The organism is Engelhardtia mirabilis, assembly GCF_007748095.1.
Classification (GTDB): domain Bacteria; phylum Planctomycetota; class UBA1135; order UBA1135.
On the sequence record NZ_CP036287.1, the window covers coordinates 2525460 to 2548496 of the forward strand.

The window sequence follows — 23037 nt, forward strand, 5'->3', positions numbered from 1 at the left end:
GCCGCCCGGGCGCTCAAGGAAGGAACTCGAGCGGCGTCGAGCCCGAGGCAGCGCTGACTCCCGCCGCGCCGAGTGCGATCGCCGCGTGGTCGGCGCGCAGGCCCACCAGTGCCGCGGGCGCGCCGGGGGGCAGGGCGATGGCCGCCTGGGCGCGGCCGTCCTGGTCGAGGATCCCGAAGGTCTCGACGAGGGCACCCTGGTTGGCTGCGGTGAGGGTCGTCGAGGTGTAGGCGTCGAGCACGAGGGGCACGACCAGGCCGTCGACCGGGAGCCCGGGGGAGGTACCCGAGAGGCTGCCGGCCACCAGGTACGGCCTGCCGCCCTGGGTCGCACCCAGGTCGAGGGTGAGGTGCTGGGCGCCGCCCGCTGCCACGGACAACTGGGCCGTGTCGACGGTCAGGGCCTGGGCGCCGCGCTCGTGGGCGCCCATGTCGACCAGCGGTGCGCCGCCCGAGCCCACGTCCGCGGCCGGGTCGTCCTGGTTGCGTCCGCCACCCGTCAGGTCGAGCAGGGCCAGGCCCGCGACCAGGTCGTTGCGGCCCGCGTCGACGCAGGGCGAAGTCGCCGACAGGTGCAGGTCCCCGCCGACGCCGGGGACCACGAACAGCGGGTCCTGGTCGGTGCAGCCGGGCAGCTTCGAGGGCTCGATCGGGTCCTCGCCCGGCGCGTGGGGCGCGAAGATCGTCTCGACGCAGGACCAGGATAGATCGAAGCTGCCGCCGAGCTGCTCCTTCCAACCACCTTGGATCTCGACGTTGGAGGCCTGGTTGCCCCACAGGATCGAGTTGTCGATGGTCATGGTGGCGTTGTTGCCGGCGTAGAGGCCTGCGTACTTGACGGCCGTGTTGTGGGCCACGGTGCAGTTGACCATCCGCAACTCGGCACCGGCGTAGGAGTTGACCATCGCGGCGCCGCCCCAACCGCCCTGGTCGGTGATCGTTCCGGGCACCTCGAAGGCCACGTTGTCGGCGAATACCGAGTTGACCACCAGGGTCGGACCCCAGGTCATCAGGCCGGCCCCGAGCTGCGAGCGGTTGCGCCGGAAGACGCAGTCGCGGATCTCGACGCCCGCCAGGAACGACGACAGGCCGCCGCCGTGGGTGGGGTAGTTGCTCACCGAGTAGAACTGCTTGGTCTGGTTGTCCTCGAACAGACAACCCGTGACCTCGACCGGGAGCGTCCCGAACAGGTAGACGGCTCCGCCGGAGGCGTCACCGCTGGCGGCCACGGCCACGTTGCGGGCGAAGCTGCAGCGGCGAATCGTCGGCTCGCTAGCGCCCGCCACGTACAAGGCACCGGCGTTGCCGAGGTGGGTGTAGTTCTCGAGGAAGCTGCAGTCCTCGAAGATCGGGCTGGCGTCGAACACGTAGGCCGCGCCGCCCGAGGCGAAGGCGGCCTCGCAGTGCGCGAACGTGACGTTACGCAGGACCGGGGACGCGTCCCGGCAATAGAGACCGCCGCCGACCATCAGCTCGGAGCCCGCCGGTGTCCCGGCCGGGCCGAGCAGGCCCGCCTCGACCGTCAGGCCATCGACGATCGTTCCCGCCCCCACGTTCTGGGCCCGCAACACGTGCCCCGAGTTGGCGCTGTGGATGTTCCAACTCAGGTACCAGGACAGGCCGCTGCCGACCTCGTCGTCCTGCCCGATGTCGCCGGACAGCCGAGTCGGGTTGGCGATCCAGTCGCGCTGGGCCAGGCTCGTCTCCCCGCCCGCGAAGCCGCCGTAGAGCGCGACCCCGTCCACCAGCACGAAGCTCGCCGTGGCGTCGATGTCGGAGGGGGTGTAGACCCCGGCCGCGATCCAGATCTCGTCCCCGGCCGAGGCGGCGGCCAGGGCGGACTGCAGGTCACCGAAGGCGTCGGTCCAGGTGGTGCCGTCGGCGGCGCCGGTGGCCGCGGCGTCGACGTGGATCGTCGCCGCCTCGGCGAAGGGAGCCGAGAGGGGGGCCGCGAGGGCGATCGCGAACAGGGCTCGGGGTGTGTTCATGCGAGGGGGGAGTGCCGGGGTGCGGCGATAGTTCAGCCAATCACGGTTTTTCGTACGGTGTGCGCCGCGCTGCCGGCGCCAGCGGCCGGCGAGGAGCCGCGCCCCACCTTGGATGCCTCCCCCGAGCCCACCGCCCCCGGCGCCAGCGTCAGCCGTCGCGTCGCCCTGGGCCTGCTCGGTGCGGCCGGCGCCGCGGCCCTCTTGACTCCCGGCCGCCGTCGGACCGTCCCGGCCGGGCGCGTGCACCTGCGCTATTGGGAGAAGTGGACCGGCGCCGAGGGCGAGGCGGTCCAGCGCATCGTGGATCGCTTCAACGCCAGCCAGGACCGCTCCTGGGTCGAGCGCGTGCCCGTGGCCGAGATCTTCTCCAAGGCCATGGTGGCCATCGGCGGCGGTGACCCGCCGGACGTGGTGGGGCTGTTCTCCTGGAACGTGCCCTACTTCGCGGAGGCGCGCGCGCTGATGCCCTTCGACGACTTCCCCGGTGGGGCGGAGCTGGCGAGCGGCTACTACGCTCCGGCCATCGAACGCCTCTTGCAGCACGAGGGCCGGCTGTGGTGCGGCGCGAACACCTGCTACAGCCTGGTGCTCTACGCCAACCGCGCGCGCCTGGCCCAGGTCGGCCTCGACGCGCCGCCGGCGACGATCGAAGAACTCGACGCGGTCTCCGAACGCCTGGTCGAGCGCGGCGCCGACGGCCGCATCACCCGCGCGGGCTTCCTGCAGAACATTCCGCTGTGGTGGCCTTACGTCTGGCCGAGCCTGTTCGGCGCCGAGCTGATGGAGCCCGGTCACGGCGAGCGCCCGCCGCGCATGAGTCTGGCCTCGGAAGGCTGCCGCCGCGCCTACCAGTGGGTCTCCGACACCGCCGAGCGCCACGGCCGCGCCGCTTCGCGCTCCTTCGGCTTGTCCTGGGAACGCACGATGCTGTCCGCCGCGGATCCGTTCCTGTCGGGCGGGGTGGCCATGACCGTCCAGGGACCCTGGATGGCCAACTTCGCGCGGCAGTTCACGCCGAACCTCGACTACGTCGCCGCGCCCGTGCCGGTGCCCGCCGCGGACCTGGACCCGGCGCGTCCGCGCGGCCTGCTCGAGTGCGACACGATCGGCATCCCCCGCGGCTGCCCGCACCCGGAGGAGGCCTGGGAGTTCGTGCGTTTCACCCAGACGCGTGAGTCCCAGGAGGAGTTGGCTCGCGCCCACTGCAAGCCGAGCCCCCTGGCGACGACGTCGCCGGACTTCCTGGTCGGGCACCCCAATCCCTTCGTCGCCGTGCACGAGGCCGTGGCCAAGAGCCCGGCGGTGTCGGTCTTGCCCGAGACCCGCGCGTGGAAGGCGACCAGCGACCTCATGGTCCAAGCCTTCGACGCGATCTGGATGGGCGCGGACGTGGGCACCGAGCTCGAGCGCGTGCAGACGCGCGCCCAGGGTTTGCTCGAGGCCGCGCGCGAGCGCTACCGGGCGCGGCGGGAGCGAGTCTGAGCCGTGGCTGCTGCCACGAGGCGCGCACCCGTGGCCTGGGTGCTCAACTTCGATGCCGAGGAGGAGCTCGCGGTGCCGCGCCGCTACCAGCCCACGGCGGCGATGCTCGCCGTCCTCGCCCGGCAGCGAGCGCGACTGGTCGAGGAGTCGGCGCGCGGGCGCAGCTTCCTCGCACCCGGTGACCTGATCGTCGACGAGCGCACTCCGCCCGGCGCGGCCGCCGGCCTCGAGGGTCGCGCTTGGTGTCCGACCCCGCGGGCGGTGGGTCTGCTCGAGCGGGCGGGTGCGACGCCGCGCGGCGTCCTGGACGTCGACGTCCTGCGCCGCGTCAACGCACGCCCCTTCGCGGCGGAGCTGCGCGAGCGCCTGGAGGGCCCGGCGTTCGAGAAACGGATTGCTTCGGACCTCGACGAAGCTCTGTCTCTCGTCGCACGCCCGGCCGCCCTGGGCTGGCTCGTGCGCCGGACCTTCGGCGCGGCGGGCCGCGGCCGCCGCCGACTCGCGGCCGGACGCGTCGAGGGCCCCGACCGCGCCTGGCTCGCCGCGAGCCTGGCCCGCGGGCCGGTAGTGGTGGAGCCCTGGGCCGATGTCGTCGAAGAGCTCACCGTCTGCGGTGCCGTGACGGCCAGTGGCAACGTCCAAGTGCTCACCCCCGGCTTCCAGCTCACCACTCGCCAGGGCGCCTGGACGCGAACCGACGCGGCCGACCCGAATCACCTCGGCCGCGCGGACGATTCCACGGTGCTCGCCGCCTGCAATGAAGTCGGCCGCGCCCTCGCTGCCGCTGGCTACCGCGGTCCCTTCGGAATCGACGCTTTCCGCCACCGCCCCGCCCCGGGAGCCGCGCCGCACCTCAACGTCCTCAGCGAGATCAACGCACGCCTGACCATGGATCGGATCGAGTCGGTCGGAAGCGACAACCGCTGACCGAACCGCGCTCCCGGTCCGAAGCCGGGCCGCGGATCAGCCCTCCCGCGCACCGCGGACCGAGTGCGATCCGAGATCGTGTGGTAGCGCCACGGGTGCCCGGATTCCCGAGACCCTCCGGCTCGTGGCTCGAGGGACGGGCCTGCAGGCCTGCGCCCGCCGTCGCTAGGATGCGACGGTGAATCCCGGGCTCAACGACTGCGTGGCTCCTGCTCAGCGCGCCAGGGGCGTGGGCGAGGTCACAGGGTGAGTCGCGCTACCGAGCACCGCGCCGGCTGGATCTGGGCCTCGCCCTTCCTGGTGGGAGCCGTGGTCTTCCTCGCCGTGCCGGTCGGGTTGGCGCTCTACACCGGATTCACCGACTACGCCCTGATCGAGTCGCCCCTGTGGATCGGACTCGACAACTACCGGGAGATGGGGGACGACCCCGTGTTCTGGCAGAGCATCCGCAACACCGCCGTCTACACCGCCGCGGCGGTGGCGCTCAACTTCCTGGTGTCGCTGGGCCTGGCGCTGCTGCTCGAACAGCGGCTGCGCGGGCGCGAAGTGGTGCGGGCGGTGGTCTTCGCGCCGGTGCTCGTGCCGATCGTTGCCTCGGCCATCGGCTGGATGTGGCTCTACCACCAGGAATTCGGGCTGTTCAACGTGGTTCTGCGGCGGCTCGGGCTGTCCGGCGTCGACTTCCTCGGTGACGGGCGCTTCGCCCTGATGTCCCTGGTGGTGATGGGGGCCTGGGTGGTCGGCTCCCAGGTGCTGGTGCTGACGGCGGCCCTGCGCGGCGTGCCGCGGGAGTTGATCGAAGCGGCGGGCCTGGACGGTGCTTCGGCCATCTGGCGGCTGCGCGCGGTGGTGCTGCCGGCGATCGGCCCGGCGCTGATGTTCAACCTGATCGTCTCGATCATCTGGGCGGCGCAGGTCTTCGCCGCGCCCCTGGTGATGACCCGCGGCGGTCCGGCGGGGGCGACCCAGGTCTTCACCATGTCGATCTTCCAGAACGCCTTCCAGTACGGCCGCATGGGCTACGCCAGCGCCCTGGCCTGGTTGCAGTTCTTGGTCATCCTCGGGCTGACGGCCATCGCCCTGCGGCTCGGACGACGCTTCGTGCAGACGGAGGCGGTGTGAGGCGCTCGCGTTTGCAGGCTTGGCTGCTGTATCCGTTGCTGGTCCTGGTGGGGGCGGTGTGGGCCTTGCCTCTGTTCTGGATGCTGTCGACGTCGCTGAAGCCGGAGAGCCAAGCCCTGTCGGCGGACGTGGGGCTGCTGCCGGTGGTGGTCGACGCCGAGGGTGCGCCGCGCTCGGCCCTGGAGCCCGCCTATTGGGCGGAAGCCGCCGCGACCGCCGCCGACAACTACACCGACGTGTGGACCAGCCCCTCCGCCGACTTCCCGCGCTACTTCCGCAACTCCGTGCTCGTCGCGAGCCTGTCGACCCTCGGCATGACCCTCTCCAGCGCGATCGTGGCCTACGCCCTGGCGCGCCTGCGCTGGCGGGGGCGGCAGCTCGTGTTCGGCATCGTCCTGGCGACGATGACCCTGCCGTTCACCGTGTTGATGGCGCCCCAGTACCTCCTGTTCAAGCACCTGGGCCTGATCGGCACGCTCGTGCCCCTGTGGCTGCCGGCCTGGTTCGGCGGCGCCTTCTCGATCTTCCTTCTGCGGCAGTTCTTCCTGACCCTGCCCAAAGAACTCGACGAGGCCGCGGAGATCGACGGCTGCGGCCGCTGGGCGACCTTCTGGCGGGTGCTGATGCCCAACGCCGTGCCGGCCCTGGCGACGGTGGCCCTGTTGCAGTTCGTGGCCTCCTGGAACGACTTCATCGCGCCGCTGGTGTTCGTCAACCACCAGGAGCAGTACACCCTGGCGCTGGGTCTGCGGATGTTCCAGAGTCAGCACGGCGGCACCCAGTGGACCGAGCTGATGGCCGCCAGCGTCTTGACCACGGCGCCGGTGCTGGTGCTGTTCGTGGTCTGCCAGCGCTTCTTCGTCCAGGGCTCCGCCAGCGAGGGGCTCAAGGGCTGAGACCCCCATAGAGATCCATGCACCCCAGCGACCTGGACCCCGAGGACGAGACCGATCTGGCGCCCTACGAGCGCGAGCTGCCGCGGCGCCAGGTGCGTCGGCGCTACACCGCCAAGCGCGCGGCGGAGACCTTCGAGATCGACGGGGACCTGACCAAGAAGGCCTGGGCCGCAGCCGAGTGGACCGAGGACTTCGTGGACATCGAGGGGCCGCTCAAGCCCGAGCCGCGGCACCGCACGCGGGCCAAGCTGCTGTGGGACGCCCAGCACCTCTACATCGCCGCCGAGCTGGTCGAGCCGCACCTGTGGGCGACCCTCACCGAGCGCGACGCGGTGATCTTCCACGACAACGACTTCGAGGTCTTCCTGAACCCCTCCTGCGACGGGCTCAACTACTACGAGCTAGAGGTCAACGCCCTGGGCACCGTCTGGGACCTGGTGCTGCGTAAGCCCTACCGCATGGGCGGGCCGGCCGACAGCGAGTGGCGGATCGAAGGGCTCCGCACGGCGGTGCAGCTCGACGGCACGCTCAACGACCCGACCGACACCGACCGCGGCTGGACGGTGGAGATCGCGATCCCCTTCGCGGCCCTCGGGATCCACACCGAAACGCCGGCGGCGCCGGAGGTCGGCGACAGGTGGCTACTCAACTTCAGCCGCGTGCAGTGGGACCTCGAGGTGCACGAGGGCGCTTACCGCAAGGTGCCCAAGACCCCCGAGCACAACTGGGTCTGGTCGCCCCAGGGCATGGTCGACATGCACCTGCCCCTGCGTTGGGGCTGGCTCCACTTCGCCGAGTGAGCGCCAACTGCAGCGTCGAGGTCGGCGGCTGGACCCTGCGCCAAGCGGGACGGCGGCCCCGCGTCGAGGGCGAGATCGCGGCGGTGGTGCCGGGATCGGTCCAGGCCTCGCTGCTGGCGGCGGGGCTCCTGCCGCCGCTCGAGGAGGGTCTGGCCGAACTCGATTGGCAGTGGGTGCCGCGGGCCACTTGGAGCTACCGCGACGAGCTCGCGATCCCTGCCGAGCTCGCCGCTGCGCGCCGCCTGCGCCTGCGCTTCGGCGGGCTCGACACCCTGGCGCAGGTCCGACTGGGTCGACGGGATCTGGGCCGCACCGACAACGCCATGCGGACCTGGGACTTCGACCTGACCGGCTCCAAGCCCGGCACCCACGCCCTGCGCGTGGACTTCGAGCCGATCTTCGCCTACCTCACCGAGCGCGATCTCGAACGCAACCTGCCCGCCTGGGGCGTCGGCGCCGACAAGGACCACTCGGGGGCCTGGGTCCGCAAGCCGCCGGTGCACTTCGGTTGGGACTTCGCGCCGAAGGTCGTGCCGGTGGGGATCACCGGGAGCGTGTGGTTGGAGGCGACCGACCTGGCGCGGATCGATTGGGTGCGAGTGGATCAGGAGCACCGCCGCGGTCGGGTCGACCTGCGCCTGGGCGTCGAGTTGGATCGCGTCGGCCGCGGGTCCGTCGTCGTCACCTCACGGCTGTCCTTCGCGGGCGAGTCGATCGCAGAGGCGACCGCAACGGTTGGCGGCGCACGGTCGGAGCTGGGTCTGCGCGTCGACGATCCCAGACTCTGGTGGCCGCGGGGGCTGGGCGACCAACCCCTCTACGACCTCGAAGTCGTCGCGCACGATCGCGATGGCGCCGAGCTCGACCGCTGGAGCCGCCGGATCGGCCTGCGCCGCCTCGAGCTCGAGCGGCGCCCGGACGCCGATGGCGAGGGCTTCGCCTTCGTGGCCAACGGCCGACGCTTCTTCGCCCGCGGGTCGAACATCGTGCCGCCGCTGGCCCTGCCGACCCAAGGCGGCGCGACCGCCGGGGCCGAGGCCGCCCTGGTCGACGAAGCGGCCGCGGTCCACATGAACTGCCTGCGCGTGTGGGGCGGCGGGCCCTACGCCTCAGACGCCTTCTACGACCGCTGCGACGAGCTGGGCCTGATCGTCTGGCAGGACTTCCCCTTCGCCTGCTGCACCTATCCGACCTTCGACCGCGAGTGGATGGCGAACGTGCGCGCGGAGGCCACCGAGCACGTGCGGCGCTTGCAGCACCGGGCGTCGCTGGCGCTGTGGTGCGGCAACAACGAGCTGGAGAACGGCCTCTCGGGTCCGCGTTGGACCGATGTACGCATGTCCTGGAGCGACTACCGTCGGCTCTTCGACCGGCTCTTGCCCGAGGTCGTCACCGCCCACGACGGCACGCGCCCCTGGTGGCCCGGCAGCCCGCATTCGCCCTCGGGCGATCGCATGGCGTTCAACTCGCCGGACTCGGGCGACGCACACCTGTGGGGAGTCTGGCACGGGGGCGAGCCCTTCGAGAGCCAGACCGCGAGCCGCCACCGCTTCGTGAGCGAGTTCGGGTTCCAGAGCTTCCCGGCGCCGGCGACGTTCAACGCGCGCATCCCGGCCGCGCAGCGCAGATTGGATTCGGACGCGGTGGGGCACCGCCAGCGTTCAGGCGTGGGCACGGCGCGCCTGCTCGAGTACCTGCGACGCGAACACCGCCTGCCGCGCACCTTCGCCGATCAACTCTGGCTGACGCAGATCCTTCAAGCCGAGGGGATGCTGCTCGGGATCGAGCATTGGCGGCGCTCGGCGCGCTGTTCTGGCGCGCTGCTCTGGCAGCTCAACGAGCCCTGGGCCGCGCCGACTTGGTCGACGATCGACCGCGACGGCCGCTGGAAGGCCCTGCACTTCGCCCTGGCGCGGGCCTTCGCGCCGCGGGCCATGTCCCTGGCCCAGCGCGGCGGTCGGGTCGAGGTCTGGGCCCTCGACGACGGCGGTGCGGCCGAGGTGGAAGGCAACGCGCGGTTGTGGAAGTCCGACGGAGACCTGGCGCGGGAGTGGAGCTTCGGCGGGCAGATCGGTCGCAGCGGGCGGGGCAAGGTCTGGACCCTGGACCTGGCCGCTGCCTGCGCGGAGGTGTCGCTGCCGCAAGGCGAGGCCCTGTTGGCGGTGGACGTGACGGTCGCGGGTGAGTCCATCGCCAGGCCGCAGCTGGCGAAGTTGGTTCCCTGGCGCGAGGTTGCACTCGGTCATCCGAACGTCCGTCTCGTGGAGGTCGCGCGCGAGAACGGCCGCGTGCGCGTGCGCGTCAGCTGCGACCGCCCGGCGCCGTGGACCTTCGTCCAGGCGGGCGCGGGCGTGCGCGGCGAGGCGCCCCGACCGATCGCGGGGCAGGAGGGCGGACAATTCCTGCATCTGTTCCCCGATGTCGAACGGGATCTGGTCCTCGAGACCCGATCCCATTCGCTCAGCCCGCGGTCTTTGCAGTCCCTGACCTGAGGTCGGGTCTCCGATCGACGACATCCGAGCCGCCACCTGAGTCGAGGGACGTCGAGCGCTCAGGAGGGGCTCCGCTCGAGGTCCTCGAGCAGCTCTCGCCAGGCCTGGCGCTCGACCGGCGGGGCGAAGCGCGGTGCGAGTTCGCGGCTGCGCGCGCGTAGGTGCTCGAGGAATGCCCCGTCGTTCTCCGCGCGGCTCAGGATCGATGCCAGGGCCTCGGCATCTCCCGCGGGGAACAAGCCCGGGTGATCCTCCCCGAGCACGCCGACGTTGCCCGGCACGCGCGAGGCGACCACGGCGACGCCTGCAACGATGGCCTCGGTCAGAACCGCGGCGCCGCCCTCCGCGAGGGAGGGAACCAGGCAGACCTTGGAGTGGCCCAGGAGCTCGGCGGCGGCGCCGCGATCGAGTGCACCCAACCAACTCCATCGCGGCAGGTCGCGGCTCAGCTCCGCCGCCCGCTTGCCCAAGCCCGGGTCGAGCACGGCGCCCGCGTGCAGGATCCGGATGCGCGAGGACTCGGGCAGCAGCTCGGACGCCTTGGCCGGCAGGAGCGGGTCCTTGACCGCCCGCAGATGAGCGAGGACACAGACCTCGAAGACATCGTCCCTCGGCGTCGGATGGACCTGCGGGCTCGCCGCGGACTGGAGGATGACGCGCGTGCGCGCCTGAAGTCCGGCGGGAAGCGCTCGGCGCGACTCGGCTTGCAGGGTCACCAGCGCATCGCACTCGGCCACGAGCTCCGCGTCGATCCCCGGCTCGAGGTACAGGTCGGTGCCCGAGACAGCGCCGATCAGGTGTGGACGGTGGGGCAGGTCCGCCACTGCGCGCAGCAACGCGGCTCCGCGGCGCAGGTGCAGGACGATCACCAGGTCGAAGGCCCCGAGGTCGAGCTGCCCGGGATCCGCTTCCGCCGTCACCCGCACGGAGTGACCCAGGGAGCGCAGTCAGCGTGCCCAGCGCAGGACGGTCCGTCGGTTGCCTGCCAGGGATCCCCGCGGCGCCGGACTGGCGATCAAGATTCGCACGGGACGGAGTGTACGGCTCACACGAGCCGGCGCAGCGGGGCACCGTACGAACGCCTACCCCGCCCGCCAGGTGCAGTTTCTCCCGGATGCTTGCAGCGCTTGATCCCTCGGCGGCGAGTGGGGGTGAGACTCGCCGCTTCACCACGAAACCTCCGGCCCATGCAACTCGCTGCACTGTCCCTCGTCGCGCTGCTCCTCTCCGCCTCCCCGCTTCCGCGCCAGGAACCGCCCATCGCAGCCGTCGACACCTGGGGTCTGCGGAGCGTCGATCGAGCGACTGTCGTCGCGGCCCTCGGCTGGGCGCTGGGCGACATCAGCGAGCTGGACCGCGACGCGGCCCTGGCGCGACTCCAGGCCCTCGAAGGCGTAGCCGAGGTCAGCCTGATGGAGATGCTCGGCCCGGGGGAGCGGATCGTGATGGTCGGCATCCGCGAGGTCGGACGACCCCAGCGCAGGCTGCTGCCCGAGCCCGACGGCGATGCCCGACTCGATCCGGCACTGGTCGCCGCCTACGACCGCTCCATGGAGCTCCTCGGCGAAGCGATCGAGGCGGGGGTCTGGGGCGAGGACCACGTGGACGGTTACTCACTCTCCAAGTACGAACAGCGCCGCGCCGTCGAGCTGCAAGCGGTCGCGATCGCCCAGCGCCAGACGGCGACTGTCGCGCGCACCCTGCGCGAGTCGGCCGACGCCCACCACCGAGCGGCGGCGGCTTGGGCCCTGGCCTTCGGCGCCGACAAGGCCCTGGTCGCCCGCGAACTGGCCCGCGCCGCGTCCGATCCGGATTCCTCTGTGCGGAACAACGCCACCCGCGCCCTGGGGGTGCTGGTCGACCACGCCATCGCGCACCCGGAGTTGGAGCTGTCCATCGACCCCGAGCCCTTCGTCCAGATGCTCGATTCGATCGAGTGGACCGACCTCAACAAGGCCAGCTTCCTGCTACTGAGCCTGACCGCGCGACACGACGAGGTCCTCTACGCCGAGCTGCGCGCCACGGCCTTGGACGGACTCGCTGATATCGCCCGTTGGAGCTCGAAGGGCCACGCCTACCCCGCGGTCGTGACCCTCGGACGGCTCGCCGGTGTCGACGACGAGACGATCCGCGCGCGCATTGCCGAGGCGAGCGGGGTGGACGACCGCCGAGCCCTGGCGGAGGAGTTCCTGGCTCGCGCCGAGGCCGGAGCGACCGCGGCACGGCGCTAGGATGGGCCCATGCTGCGCCTGATCCAGTCCCTGCCGCTGATCCTTGTCCTCGCCTCGCCGCCGTCCGCGGTCAGCCGCGACAACCCCACGACCCCGACCGCCGCGAGCGCTTGCCTCGTCGGTCCGTCCGCCGCCGAGACCGACTACGCCGCCGACATCGACTTCGCCCTCGACCAACTCGAGCAGCAGTGTGGCCACTTCTTCGACCTCAAGCAGATCGACTGGAAGAAGGTCTCCAAGCAGTTCAAGAAGGAGGCCAAGGACGTCGAGACGGATCAGCAACACCTCGTGCTCCTGGTGCGCCTGTTGGCGCGGCTCGAGGACGGTCACGCACAGGTGCGGCCCCTGCCCGCCGGCGAGGACGTGCGTTGGCCGGAAGAGCCGGAGCGGACCGGCCCAGGCATCTTCTTGTGCGAGTCGGGCGGCAAGGTCTACCTCAAGAACGTCTGGAACGACGCGGCAGACCTGGGCCTCGAGCCGGGCATGGAGGTGGTCGCGATCGACGGCGTGAAGGCCGGCAAGTGGCTCGACGGGCGCGTCGAGACGCTCTCGGACACGCTCAGCTTCTCCACCGACCATCAAGCGCGCTTCTACGCCATGCACCAGGGACTGGCCCAGGAAGTCGGCACGCGGATGGACGTCGAGCTCAAGACTCTCGAGCGCAAGAAGAAGCAGCGCACCATCACCTACCGCAAGTCCAACCCGACCCCCTGGGGCCCGGCCTTCTACCCCGAGGGCCTGAAGTCGACCGATGACCTCAACTACGGCCTCTTGCCCTCGGGCCACGGCTACGTCCAGGTGCGGCGTTGCAAGGACACGGTCGTGGAGCAGATGGACACGGCCCTGGCGGCCCTCGGGCAGGTGCCCGGTCTCGTGCTCGACTTCCGCGGCAACTCCGGCGGCGGCTTCGACCACGAGCAGCTCCTGGGCCGCTTCGTCCCCGAGGGCTACACCCTCGAGCACGCCAAGCCCCAGGGCTCGACGGGCGCGAACCAGTACGGCGGCCCGATCGTCGTCATCGTCGACGCCACCTGCCGCAGCGCTGGGGAGACAGGCGCCGGCATGTTCAAGGAGGACGGCCGCGCCTACATGATCGGCGAGAGCCCGACCGCCGGCATGAGCTCGAGCAAGACCACCATCGACTTGCCCTCGGGCCTCTTCTCGCTCTACGTCTCGGTCGCCTCCAACAAGGGCCGCTTCAACGATGGCCGCGGGATCGAGGGCATCGGCGTGATCCCCCACGAGCTGGTCGAGTACGACCCCGAGGACCTCGCCGAGTCCCGCGACACCCTGATCGAGCGCGCGGCGGCGCTACTCGACGACTTCCCCCAGCGCGAGGTGTCCTACGACCCGAAGGACGCGGGCTGGGAGCATGGAGGCTAGTGTCCTGGATCAGCAATTCGGCGTCACTTCCCGGGCTCCGATCGCCCCTGGCGTCGCCAGCGCCTCCTCCGAGGATCGCAGCGAGTACGCGTCGTCGGCGCGCTATCCAGGGAGCTCGAGCAGACCGGACAGGTCTGACATGAAGTGGCGGTGCGGGCGCGGGATGAGGCGAATCTGTTCCCGCTGGCGCGTCGCTTGGCGCAGTCCGGCGCTCTTGGGGCGGTAGGGACGGTCGAGTAGCGCGCCCCTTGACCTCGGTGGAGTGCCCCCGTCGCTGCGGGTCCGGAGGATTCCTAGCCGACGACCGGCGTCGAGTAGGTAGCGCCAGTAGACATCATCGTTCTTGACGCGGCTCGAAGCGTGTATCGCTGTCTGGATCAAGCCTCGGGCTCGCTGGACTCGCTCGACTTCGCTGGTGACGCTCGAACGCAAGACGGACTCTGCCGCTTGGAATCCGGTGAGCGCCGCATTCCAAACGTCGCCGATTTCCATCAGCTCGAGAGCGCCCGCTTCCAGACGCTCGGCCGACTCGCCGAAGGAGCCGAGCTGGAACAGGGTATGGGCCACATTGAGTGTTCGGCGAACCTCGGGCAGGGCCCCCTGTCCCTCGACGCGATTGGCGACGGACTCGGATCTCGAGACCAGGGAGCTCGCGCTGGGGCGGAGCCCTCTTGGGTAGCTGGACCAACGAGCGACATCGCGTAGATGAATGAAGGCGTCGAGGTGGACGAGCGTTCGCTCACCATCTACTCCGATCAGTCGCAGTTCGTCCCGCAGGTCGTCCAGTTGCCCCATCCGGACGAAGGCCTTGGATGCGCGTCCAGACGTCATCAAGTGGTTCGCGAGCTCTGTCGTCCGCTTGGTGCGAATCAGAGTCTTGAAACGAAGAGAGAGCGGAGCCCGGTCCACGTAGCAGATGCTCTCCTCGGTCAGCCCCACGGCCAGGCTCATGTCGCCGAACATCTGGGCTGCCTGCGCGGCGATCGAGAAGGCTCCTGCGAGTTCGATGTCATCGTCTTGGTCCGTTGCTCGGAGGAGCCCCCGAGCGGCTCGCCACGCCTCGGCAGCCTTACCCTGCGCCAGGAAGATCTCCGCCTCCTCGGCCAACAGGCTCGGCCCTCCAGGAAAGCGAGCCTTCAGTTGCCAGATCTCTGAGCGAAGGTTGCCTCGTGGCTCGGCGTGGATCGCGCTAGCGATCGCGATGCGCTCGTACTCCGCCGTGGGAAGGGCCTCGCCCGGTCGACCACGAACATCGTCGAGGGCGAAGCGCAGGCGTTCGCGGCCATCGGTGCAATCGAATTCGCGGTGGTGTGGGAGACACAGGATGAAGACGTTCTCCGGGTCCGTGGCGCCACCCTGGGACCAGGCGCAGAAGTGTGCCTCCTCGATCTGGAAGTCGACGGGCAGAGCGGCCGATTCGCCATTGAAGCGCGCCTCGCGCAGGCACTCGAAGCATCGCCCGCCATCCCGCTTCAACACCTCGCGGCGCTCGGCTCCATTGAGGCGGCGCTTGATCGGCCTCGGTCCCGCTGAATTGTCGGTATCGCTTCTCGATCGCATGTTCGGCAGATCCGTTCTCGCGCGAAGTCGATCCAAGGCATTGCCGTAGGTCACCGTCGCCGGCGCTTCGTCTGTCGGACAGCGTCGCACGGGCCGGACCGGATCGTCGAGTGTCAGACTGCCGTCAAAGTGCGGTTTTCGCCGCCACTGACGGGCGCGGCCGGGCGGAGCGCTCCACCGACCGGCGAGGACGCCCCACTCACCTGGGAGAAGCCCTCGTTGGATCGATCCTCGAGATGGCCAAGGCCACCGGAAAGGTGCCTGGAACGAGCGCCCGACCGCCCTTGAGATGGTCTGGCCCTGTTGGTGGCAGCGCGGATTTCGAGCGGGATCACCGGTGGGAGCCGACAGAGCCCTCCCCGGAACGCGGAGGCCTTCAGGTCGCGCGTCTCGATCGGGCGTGGGCGGACGGAATGGTGCAGCGCTGGCTGCCGAGTGCTCGCAGGGGCGCTCTTGTGCCAATCGAGTAGCGGGCGAGGCTGTCAGGGGCGACGGGCAACCAGGCCCAGGAATGCCCGCCATTCGCACAGGAGCAAGAACACGGCCAGGCCGACCACGCCCAGGAACATCGGCTCCATCAGGCCTTCGCCGCCGGTGATGAACACATGGAAGGCGACGATGTTCACGATGATCGGGCACAGGATCAACAGACCCAGCCGGCGCAGGCGCGGGATCATCACCAGCGCTCCGCCGGCGACCTCGCAGACCTTGACGAAGGCCATGTAGCCGGTCGGGACCATGGCGCCCATGAACAGGGCCATGGGGGAGCCCTCGGGCGGGTCGGGTTGCTCCGGGACCATGTCCAGGAGGAAGGTCAGGCCGGCCGCGAGGAAGGCGAGGCCGAGCAGGACGCCGGCGATGGCCGGGACGACGGAGGTGAGCTTGGTGCTCTTGTTGGCTTTGGACATGGGGTTGGGGCCGATGGGGAGCATCGCTCGCCAGCGCAGCGTCGACAGGGTACGCCCCGGGTGGCCGCGCATCACCGGGTCGCCGCGCGCGCCGGCTACCGGACGCCACCGTGGCGGAGCGGCGGCGCAAGGGTCGACAACGGAACGTCCTCGCGCAGGCGCCGGCCGTCCTCGGCAGTCGCGGTCAAGCTCACCAGGGGATCCGGGCGCTCCCAGTCGATCTCGACCAGCCCCCAGTTGGCGACCCAGAGCGGCGAGCCGACGCGGTGGGGGTTCTCGATCTGGGTGAACTCCCAGCCCTGGTTCATGCCGCTGGAGGTCAACTCGAACAGGGGGTAGCCGACGCCGGAGTCCCAGGGATCGACGCGGCTCAGTTCGGCCCAGTGGGTGTCGCCCGAGAGCAGCACCACGCCACCGGCGCCGCTTTCGCGGATCGTGTGGAGGAGGCGTTGGCGCTCCAGGGGCATCATCGCCCAACCCTCCCAGTGGCAACCCTCCGAGAGGGCCTGCAGGCTGGTGCCGATCAGCCGCACGCGCGCCGGGGTCCGCAGTTGCTCTTCGAACCAATGCCACTGCTCCTCGCCGAGCATGGTGGCGCCGGGGTCCAGGTTCGGCGCGTAGCCGCCGGGGTGCCCGTCGCCGCGGGCGGGACCCTCGTGGCGTCTGACCCAGGGCGACTTGAAAGTGCGCAGGTCGAGCAGGATCACCTGCACCGAGCGCTCCGGCGGGCCGAAGGTCCACGAGCCGTAGACGCCCTCTCGCGCTCGCCGCGGGGAGTCGGCCGGGACGTCGAAGTGCGCGAACATGATCTCCTTGGAGTCGCGCTTGCGCGGATAGCTCGCGCCGCCGTCGTCCTGTCCGAGGTCGTGGTCGTCCCAGGTGGCCAGGACCCGGGTCCCGGCTCGCAGGGCCGCATACCCGGGCTGCGCCGCGAGCAGGGCGTACTGGGCGCGCAGGTGGTTCATGTCGACGGTGTCGCCGTAGACGTTGTCGCCCAGGAACAGGAACAGGTCCGGGTTCGCGGCCACGACGTGGTCCCACAGGGGCGTGGGCCGGCGCTGGTCGTTGCAGGAGCCGAAGGCGATGCGCGACAGGGCGCGCGGATCGACGACGTCGGGCTCGATTGCCGGGGCGCTCAACTCGTCGAGGAACAGGCGCCGTCGCATCAGCACGCCGCCGTCGCCCGCGTCTCGAACGGACAGCTCCACGTGGGGGCGCTCGGCGTCGAAGTCGATCTCGACCAGGCCGAAGTTCGGGCCGAACCACTGATCGCCCAGGCGCAGGCCGTTGCGCTCGGGCGCCCAGGTGCGCGACTGGTTGAGCGCGCTCGAGGTGACGTCGAACAGCGCATAGCCCGCGTCGAGCCCGTCGCGCTGCGTGGGCAGCACCGAGAGCTCGGCCGCGTGCCGGTCTCCGGAGAGGAAGACCACGCCCTTTGCCCCCGTGGCGGCCAGGAGGCGATTCATGCGCCGGCGCTCGTGGGGGAAGTTGCCCCAGTTCTCGCCACCGCTCTCGTGCGCGACGAACTGGATCGAGGAGCCGATCAGGCGCAGCTCGGCGGGTTCGCGCAGTTGCTGCTCCAGCCAGGTCCACTGGGTCTCGCCCAGCAGCGTTCCCTCGCCATCGGGGCCCGCCTGGTAGGGCGCTGCCCACTTCCATTCCTCCAGCGGGCCTTCATTGCGGGTCAAGGAAGTGCGGTGGTAACGGGTGTCGAGCACGATCACCTGCACTCGCTCGCCGGGAGGACCGAAGACCCGGGCGTGGTAGACGCCCTCCCGCGCACGGCGTGGCGAGTCGTCGCCCACGCCGAGGAAGTCCAGGAGCGCCGTTTGGGACTGGGCCTTGATCGGGAACTCGGCTCCGGCGTCGTCGCGCCCGTAGTCGTGGTCGTCCCACGTGGCGAGGAGCTCCACCCGTTCGCGCAGCCCTGCGAAAACCGCAATCGCCGCCAGCCGGGCCCAGGCCGCGGCCAGCTCGCTCGCATCGTCGCTGTCGGCGTAGACGTTGTCTCCCAGCAGCACCAAGAGGTCAGGCTCGGCTGCCGCGATGGTCGACCAGACCTCGGCAGGACCCTCCAGGCGATAGCAGGAGCCGAATGCGATGCGCCGCGGTCCTTCGTGACCGACGCTCTCGGCGATCGAGGCGCCCTGGGGGAGGAGCGCGCAGAGGGTGACGAGCAGGAGCTGCAGCATGGTGCTAGTGGATCAGCCGACCGTCGCGCCGCCCAGCACATGGCTCCCGACGACCATCCCCAGGAAGGTCCCGGTCGCCGTGCCGAGGCTGCCGACCAGGATCGCCGGCAGGACCAGGTCGGACCGCCCCAGGCTGCGCGCCAGGGCCAGGGCGCTGGACCCGCCGCCGACGCCCGCCTGACTGGCGACCGAGGCCAGCTCGGGCGCGATGCCGAACAGGCGTGCGGCGCCGAAGACCAGCACTCCGTGCACCGCCAGGGTGATCGAGACGAACAGCAGCATCTGCGGAGCGAGCGCGCCGAGGGAAGCCAGGGCGTTCAGGTCGCACAGGGCTCCGATGGTGGCCAGGAACAGGTAGACCGCGAACATGCCCAGGACGCGCGTGCCCTTGATGCGACCGATGGCCGGAACCTGGGCCAGTAGCAGGGCGATCAGGGTCAAGATCAAGTTGGGATGCAGGTGGACGATGTCCCGGACGTCGAGCTGAAGCGAGATCGCGCGCGACGCGGCCAGGGCCCCCAGTCCCAGGCCGAGGGCGAGGCCCAGGTCGATCGGATGCAACTGCTCGGAGTCGTCGTCGAGCCCGAGGTCCGGTCCTGAGCTGCCGTCGGTGTCGAGGGCCTCGGCTACCTTCCCGCCGCGCCCGCCGAGCATTCGCGGCAGCAGCACTCCGACCACCATCCAGACGGTCGTCATCAGGCTGTCGACCACCGCCGCGCCGGCGTAGAGGGCGCCGTCGTCCATCACGCGGTAGATGGTGGCGAGGGTGTTGAAGTTGAGGCTGCCGCCCGTGTAGGTGCCGACGAACATGGCGCCCAGGCCCGCGCCGTGCTCGCCGAAGGTCGCGGTGCCTCCGACCGCCCACATGGCCACGGTCACGCCGAGGGCGATGCCGATCGAGCCCACCGCGAACAGCCCGAGCATGGCCGGCCCGGCCCTCAGTACCTGGCGCAGCTCGACCCGCAGGAGCAGCCAGAAGATCGCCAGAGCGATGACCTCTCCGAAGAGGGCGTCGTAGAGCGGCGTGCCATTGCCGTAGGTCGGCACGATCCGCAGGTTGGCGAGGACCGCCGTGACCACGATCACCAGCAGCGCGGTGCCCACGTGGCGCAGGAAGGTCCGGCGCACCAACCACTCCGAGAGGACGATCGCGCCACACAGAACTGCGAGCACGGGCACGGTTCCTTCGAAGGACGGCATGGACGTCGATTCTAGGCGGCGACCCGCCGACCGCGAAGTCGTCGGACGGGGCCCACGGCTCCGCGGCCACGAAGCGGGCCCGACGCGAGCGGTTCGCGTCGGGCCCTGGGATTCCTCTCCTCTTCTGCTGGACGGTCCCCCGCAGGGGGACGCTCAAGCCGCCGGCTGCACGCTGCGCGCGCCGCGCGGCTTGGCGAAGGGCACCAGGCCCGGAACGCGGCGGGCGTAGTCGCGGTAGTCCTCGCCGTGCAGCTCGACCAGGGTGCGCTCCTCGATCCGCGTCCCGATCAGCACGTAGCCGGTGAAGGTCAGGCTGAACATCAGGTGGCTGACGGACATGACCGGCGTGGCCCAGAAAGCGATCAGCATGCCCAGCATGAGCGGGTGGCGCACGACGCGGTAGAGCGAGCGCTCCACGTAGCGCGGGGCGGTGTACTGGCGGCCGCGGAAGGCGAGCCAGGTCTGGCGCAGGCCGAAGAGGTCGAAGTGGTCGATCAGGAAGGTCGACAGCAGGACCATGCCCCAGCCGAGCCCGTTCAGGCTCCACAGTCCGATGGCCAGGGCTTGGTTCTCGACGCTCCAGACGGTGCCGGGCAGCGCGCGCCACTGGGTGAAGATCAGTGCCAGGCAGACGCATGTGGCGACCATGAAGGTCGAGCGCTCGATCGAGGCCGGCACGAGCTTGGTCCAGCGGCGCTTGAAGGCCGGGCGGGCCATGATCGCGTGCTGGATGCCGAACAGGGCCACCAGGGCCACGTCGATGGCGAGCGCGAGGCCGGTCGAGGTGACCGGAGCGCCGTCGAGGGTGAAGGGCACCTGGGGCAGACCGACCACGAAGGCGATCAGGTACAGGAAGGTGCCGAAGAACAGGGTGTAGGCGGTCAGGCCGTAGGCGAGGGTGGCGATGCGGGCGATCACGGCAGGCTCCGGGAATCGAGTTCTGGATGTTCGGGGACCCGTGTGGGTCACCCTCCCGTGGCGCGCATCGCCGCTGCCACCTGCCAGGGAATCTCGATTTCGCCGGAGCGCCGTCCGCGGCCCTTCCTAAACCCCGAGCACCGCCCGCAGGTGGGGCGCGAGCCGCCGGGCCGTGGCCGGGTTGTGGAAGGCCGCGAAGGCCACCGGGGTCAGCGTGTCGAGCTCGAAGTCCAGCTCGGAGCCGTCCGGGGCCTCGACCACGCAGCCGGCCTCGCGGGCGCAGAGCACGGCCCCGGCCAGGTCGTAGGGCTTCGAAGGCCGTGTGCTGCGCCCCAGCCGAGCCGCCACCAGCGGCCGCGCGTCCACGACCATGCGATAGCGCCCGAGCATCGTCAGTACGAGTTGGCCTGCCGAGCAGATGTACTGGTCGTCGAAGCAGTGCTCGACCAGGGCCTGCTCCTGGGTCTCGAGCCGCTGCAGGAAGGCCGACTCGAGGGCCGCGATGGGCGCGCGCAGGTCCGGTGCGTAGCGGAAGAAGGGGAAGTAGCCGTGGTCGGCGCGGTCGTCGTCGTCCGCCGTCAGCCTGCGCTCGCCGAGCAACCGGCCGTCCGCGACTTCGCGCTCCTCGATGCGGCAACCCTGGCCGCGGGCCGCGCTGACGACGCGGAAGCGCCCGCCGCGCGAATCGGGCAGCTCGGCGACGATGCCCGCACAAACGTCGCCCAGCCGCGGCGGCCCGGCACCGGCGTCGCAGTAGCTGACGAGGGTCCAGGCGCTGCGCAGGTCGTGCATCAGGTTGCGCGTGCCGTCGATCGGATCGATCGCGATGCGTGGCCCGCCGTGGTCGAAGTCGGGCAGCTCGCGCACGCCACCGCTCCCGTCCGGGCCGCGGTGGCGCCAACCCGAGTCCTCGGTCATCAACGACAGGGGAGCCCTTGCTGCAACGCGCTCGAGCCAACCGTCGAGCAGGCGCTCGGTGGGCACGTCGAGGCCGAAGGCGAAGTCACCGGCGCCGATCCCCTCCGCCCGCCCGAGGGCGTCGAGGCTTCCCGCCTCGAGGGCGCCGGTCAGGGAGGTTCGCACGGTGGCCCGCAGCTCCTCGCAGAGCGCACGCAGGCGCGGTTCCCAGGTGTCGCGGAAGGCGGGGGGGGCGTGGGTCGAATCGCTCATGGGTGGAGGAGTCCGCCGGAGCGGGTGCCCCGCCTCGGAACTCCCGATCCGGGACACTAGACTAGTCGCCCCCCTCGGCCGAACCGAGGCCCCAGCGGCCCGGTGGCCGGTCGCCCCGCTCCCGGGGCCCGCCCACGACCCATCCCCATGACCGATCTGCGCAACGTCATCATCGTCGGCTCCGGCCCCGCCGGCTTCACCGCGGCCATCTATGCCTCCCGCGCGAACCTCGAGCCGCTGATGCTCGAGGGCGAGCCGCGGCCGGAAGCGCCCGATCTGCTCCCGGGCGGCCAGCTGATGCTGACGACCGAGGTCGAGAACTACCCCGGCTTCCCCGAGGGCATCACCGGTCCGGACATGATGGACCTGTTCCGCAAGCAGGCCCTGCGCTTCGGGACCGAGGTGCTGACCTACGACGTGGCCCGCGCCGAGCTCGAGGGGCCGGTCAAGAAGCTGTGGACCACCGACGGCAAGGAGCACCACGCCAAGGCCGTGATCATCTCCACCGGCGCCAGCGCCAAGTGGCTGGGCCTCGAGTCGGAGACGGCCCTGCGGAACCGCGGCGTGTCCGCCTGCGCCACCTGCGACGGAGCCTTCTTCCGCAACAAGGTCGTGGCCGTGGTCGGCGGCGGCGACACCGCCATGGAAGAGGCGACCTTTCTGACGCGCTTCGCGTCCAAGGTGCTCGTGATCCACCGTCGCGAAGAGCTGCGCGCGTCGAAGATCATGCAGGACCGCGCCAAGCACAACGACAAGATCGAGTTCGTCTGGAACTCCGAGGTGGTCGAGGTGCTCGACGTGGAGGCCGGGCGCGTCACCGGGCTGCGACTGAAGGACACCCGGAGCGGCGACACGCGCACGATCGAGTGCGGCGGCCTGTTCCTGGCCATCGGCCACAAGCCCAACACGGGCTTCCTCGAGGGGCAGCTCGATACCGACGAGCTGGGCTACGTGACCGTGAAGGGCGGCACGCGCACGAACATCGAAGGTGTGTTCGCCGCGGGCGACGTCTCGGACAAGGTCTACCGCCAGGCGATCACCGCCGCGGGCATGGGCTGCCAGGCGGCGATCGACGCCGAACGCTGGCTCGAGACCCAGGAGTAGAGCCGCGGACCGCTCAGGCCGGCGGCGCCAAGGGGTCGACCGGGCCCTCGGGAGCGGGACCGTCGGGTTCCGGCTCCCGGGCCATGCCGCCGGACGAGTCCGAGAGCCGCCGGTGGAGCCAGGCGCGCGCGAAGTTCCAGTCGTGGCTGGCCGCGCGTCGGCTGATGGACAGCAGCTCGGATACCGCCGTGAGGTCCAGGCCCCCGAAGTACCGCAGCTCCACCACGTGTGCGTGGTGGGGGTAGCAGAGCGCCAGATCCTCGAGGGCCGCCGACAGGTCGAGCAGGTCGATGGCCTGGGAGTCGTCGACCGCGACCTCCTGGTCGTCGAGGGTCAGGCGCGCTTGGTAGCCGCCGCGCTTGGCGGCAGAGGCCGCGCGGCGCAGGTCGGTCAGGGTGTTGCGGAGGGATCGTGCCGCGTAGGCGCGCTTCTCGTTGTCCGACAATTCGAGCCAGCGGTCATGACGCGCGAGGCGCAGGAAACACTCGTGCACCAACTCCGTCGGCTCCGGGTCGTCGAGACGGCGGGAGAAGGACAGGAGGCGGCGGGCGAGATAGCGCAGCTCCTGATAGCGAGGGTCTGCGATGTCGGGCGGGGGGGGCGGGGACATCGGGGTTCCGGGCGCAGATTGTGCCCCAGGATCCGCGCCGTCCCCACCCCCTGGG

General features: G+C 70.7%; 18 protein-coding genes. 9 read left to right on the forward strand and 9 right to left on the reverse strand.

The genetic code is table 11. From position 1 onward, the window contains the following. Window positions 1-13 precede the first annotated feature (13 nt). Window positions 14-1987 carry a right-handed parallel beta-helix repeat-containing protein gene (locus Pla133_RS09255; protein ID WP_145064630.1) on the reverse strand — a complete coding sequence of 658 codons (1974 nt, stop codon included), beginning with the start codon at window positions 1985-1987 and terminating at the stop codon, window positions 14-16. A 108-nt stretch (window positions 1988-2095) separates the two neighbouring features. On the opposite strand from Pla133_RS09255, the gene Pla133_RS09260 reads away from it, so the two are divergent. From Pla133_RS09260 to Pla133_RS09285, 6 genes are all read left to right on the forward strand, one after another. After that, entirely contained in the window at window positions 2096-3469 is a 1374-nt protein-coding gene (locus Pla133_RS09260) for an extracellular solute-binding protein (protein ID WP_145064631.1), read from the forward strand. A 3-nt stretch (window positions 3470-3472) separates the two neighbouring features. Continuing rightward, window positions 3473-4396 carry a hypothetical protein gene (locus tag Pla133_RS09265; RefSeq protein ID WP_145064632.1) on the forward strand — a complete coding sequence of 308 codons (924 nt, stop codon included), beginning with the start codon at window positions 3473-3475 and terminating at the stop codon, window positions 4394-4396. Between the two features lie 246 nt (window positions 4397-4642). Then, window positions 4643-5518 carry a carbohydrate ABC transporter permease gene (locus Pla133_RS09270; protein WP_145064633.1) on the forward strand — a complete coding sequence of 292 codons (876 nt, stop codon included), beginning with the start codon at window positions 4643-4645 and terminating at the stop codon, window positions 5516-5518. Next, entirely contained in the window at window positions 5515-6414 is a 900-nt protein-coding gene (locus Pla133_RS09275; protein ID WP_145064634.1) for a carbohydrate ABC transporter permease, read from the forward strand. The genes Pla133_RS09270 and Pla133_RS09275 overlap by 4 nt, the downstream gene beginning before the upstream one ends. A 17-nt stretch (window positions 6415-6431) precedes the next feature. Next, window positions 6432-7214: a carbohydrate-binding family 9-like protein gene (locus Pla133_RS09280; RefSeq protein ID WP_145064635.1), complete on the forward strand. Its 783-nt coding sequence runs from the start codon at window positions 6432-6434 to the stop codon at window positions 7212-7214. Continuing rightward, the gene (locus tag Pla133_RS09285; protein WP_145064636.1) at window positions 7211-9706 is read left to right on the forward strand and encodes a glycoside hydrolase family 2 protein; all 2496 of its coding nucleotides are present in this window, start codon (window positions 7211-7213) and stop codon (window positions 9704-9706) included. Before Pla133_RS09280 ends, Pla133_RS09285 begins: the two co-directional genes overlap by 4 nt. A gap of 59 nt (window positions 9707-9765) precedes the next feature. Here the strand turns inward: Pla133_RS09285 and Pla133_RS09290 are convergent, their stop codons facing one another. Next, window positions 9766-10632: a glycosyltransferase gene (locus Pla133_RS09290; RefSeq protein WP_419192288.1), complete on the reverse strand. Its 867-nt coding sequence runs from the start codon at window positions 10630-10632 to the stop codon at window positions 9766-9768. A gap of 261 nt (window positions 10633-10893) precedes the next feature. On the opposite strand from Pla133_RS09290, the gene Pla133_RS09295 reads away from it, so the two are divergent. Continuing rightward, complete coding sequence (locus tag Pla133_RS09295; RefSeq protein WP_145064638.1) at window positions 10894-11937, forward strand: hypothetical protein; 1044 nt, start codon at window positions 10894-10896, stop codon at window positions 11935-11937. Window positions 11938-11946: 9 nt separating this feature from the next. Further along, window positions 11947-13320: a S41 family peptidase gene (locus Pla133_RS09300; protein WP_145064639.1), complete on the forward strand. Its 1374-nt coding sequence runs from the start codon at window positions 11947-11949 to the stop codon at window positions 13318-13320. Window positions 13321-13422: 102 nt separating this feature from the next. On the opposite strand, the gene Pla133_RS09305 is transcribed toward Pla133_RS09300, so the two are convergent. The 6 genes from Pla133_RS09305 to Pla133_RS09330 form a co-directional block, all read right to left on the reverse strand. Continuing rightward, a complete protein-coding gene (locus Pla133_RS09305) occupies window positions 13423-14799 on the reverse strand; it encodes an HNH endonuclease (RefSeq protein ID WP_419195438.1) in 1377 nt (458 codons plus the stop codon). Window positions 14800-15362: 563 nt separating this feature from the next. Continuing rightward, window positions 15363-15788, reverse strand: coding sequence for a DoxX family protein (locus Pla133_RS09310; RefSeq protein ID WP_145064641.1), 426 nt, complete (start codon window positions 15786-15788; stop codon window positions 15363-15365). Between the two features lie 95 nt (window positions 15789-15883). Next, a complete protein-coding gene (locus tag Pla133_RS09315; protein WP_145064642.1) occupies window positions 15884-17980 on the reverse strand; it encodes an alkaline phosphatase D family protein in 2097 nt (698 codons plus the stop codon). Window positions 17981-17992: 12 nt separating this feature from the next. Then, window positions 17993-19180 (reverse strand): DUF819 family protein, encoded by a 1188-nt coding sequence (locus Pla133_RS09320; protein ID WP_145064643.1) that lies wholly within the window; start codon window positions 19178-19180, stop codon window positions 17993-17995. A gap of 153 nt (window positions 19181-19333) precedes the next feature. Next, window positions 19334-20098: a methanethiol S-methyltransferase gene (mddA, locus tag Pla133_RS09325; protein ID WP_419192289.1), complete on the reverse strand. Its 765-nt coding sequence runs from the start codon at window positions 20096-20098 to the stop codon at window positions 19334-19336. 126 nt (window positions 20099-20224) lie between these two features. Next, window positions 20225-21268: an inositol monophosphatase family protein gene (locus Pla133_RS09330; RefSeq protein WP_145064644.1), complete on the reverse strand. Its 1044-nt coding sequence runs from the start codon at window positions 21266-21268 to the stop codon at window positions 20225-20227. Window positions 21269-21415: 147 nt separating this feature from the next. On the opposite strand from Pla133_RS09330, the gene trxB reads away from it, so the two are divergent. After that, window positions 21416-22372: a thioredoxin-disulfide reductase gene (trxB, locus tag Pla133_RS09335; RefSeq protein WP_145064645.1), complete on the forward strand. Its 957-nt coding sequence runs from the start codon at window positions 21416-21418 to the stop codon at window positions 22370-22372. 13 nt (window positions 22373-22385) lie between these two features. Here the strand turns inward: trxB and Pla133_RS09340 are convergent, their stop codons facing one another. Continuing rightward, window positions 22386-22982, reverse strand: a complete 597-nt coding sequence (locus tag Pla133_RS09340) for a sigma-70 family RNA polymerase sigma factor (protein ID WP_145064646.1) — start codon at window positions 22980-22982, stop codon at window positions 22386-22388. Window positions 22983-23037 lie beyond the last annotated feature (55 nt).

Bases quoted from the DNA above. Each gene is read 5' to 3' on its own strand.
- Pla133_RS09280 (WP_145064635.1), top strand. From the start codon at position 6,432: ATGCACCCCAGCGACCTGGACCCCGAGGACGAGACCGATCTGGCGCCC.
- Pla133_RS09295 (WP_145064638.1), top strand. From the start codon at position 10,894: ATGCAACTCGCTGCACTGTCCCTCGTCGCGCTGCTCCTCTCCGCCTCC.
- trxB (WP_145064645.1), top strand. From the start codon at position 21,416: ATGACCGATCTGCGCAACGTCATCATCGTCGGCTCCGGCCCCGCCGGC.
- Pla133_RS09255 (WP_145064630.1), bottom strand. From the start codon at position 1,987: ATGAACACACCCCGAGCCCTGTTCGCGATCGCCCTCGCGGCCCCCCTC.
- Pla133_RS09315 (WP_145064642.1), bottom strand. From the start codon at position 17,980: ATGCTGCAGCTCCTGCTCGTCACCCTCTGCGCGCTCCTCCCCCAGGGC.
- Pla133_RS09300 (WP_145064639.1), top strand. From the start codon at position 11,947: ATGCTGCGCCTGATCCAGTCCCTGCCGCTGATCCTTGTCCTCGCCTCG.
- Pla133_RS09340 (WP_145064646.1), bottom strand. From the start codon at position 22,982: ATGTCCCCGCCCCCCCCGCCCGACATCGCAGACCCTCGCTATCAGGAG.
- Pla133_RS09330 (WP_145064644.1), bottom strand. From the start codon at position 21,268: ATGAGCGATTCGACCCACGCCCCCCCCGCCTTCCGCGACACCTGGGAA.
- Pla133_RS09310 (WP_145064641.1), bottom strand. From the start codon at position 15,788: ATGTCCAAAGCCAACAAGAGCACCAAGCTCACCTCCGTCGTCCCGGCC.
- Pla133_RS09320 (WP_145064643.1), bottom strand. From the start codon at position 19,180: ATGCCGTCCTTCGAAGGAACCGTGCCCGTGCTCGCAGTTCTGTGTGGC.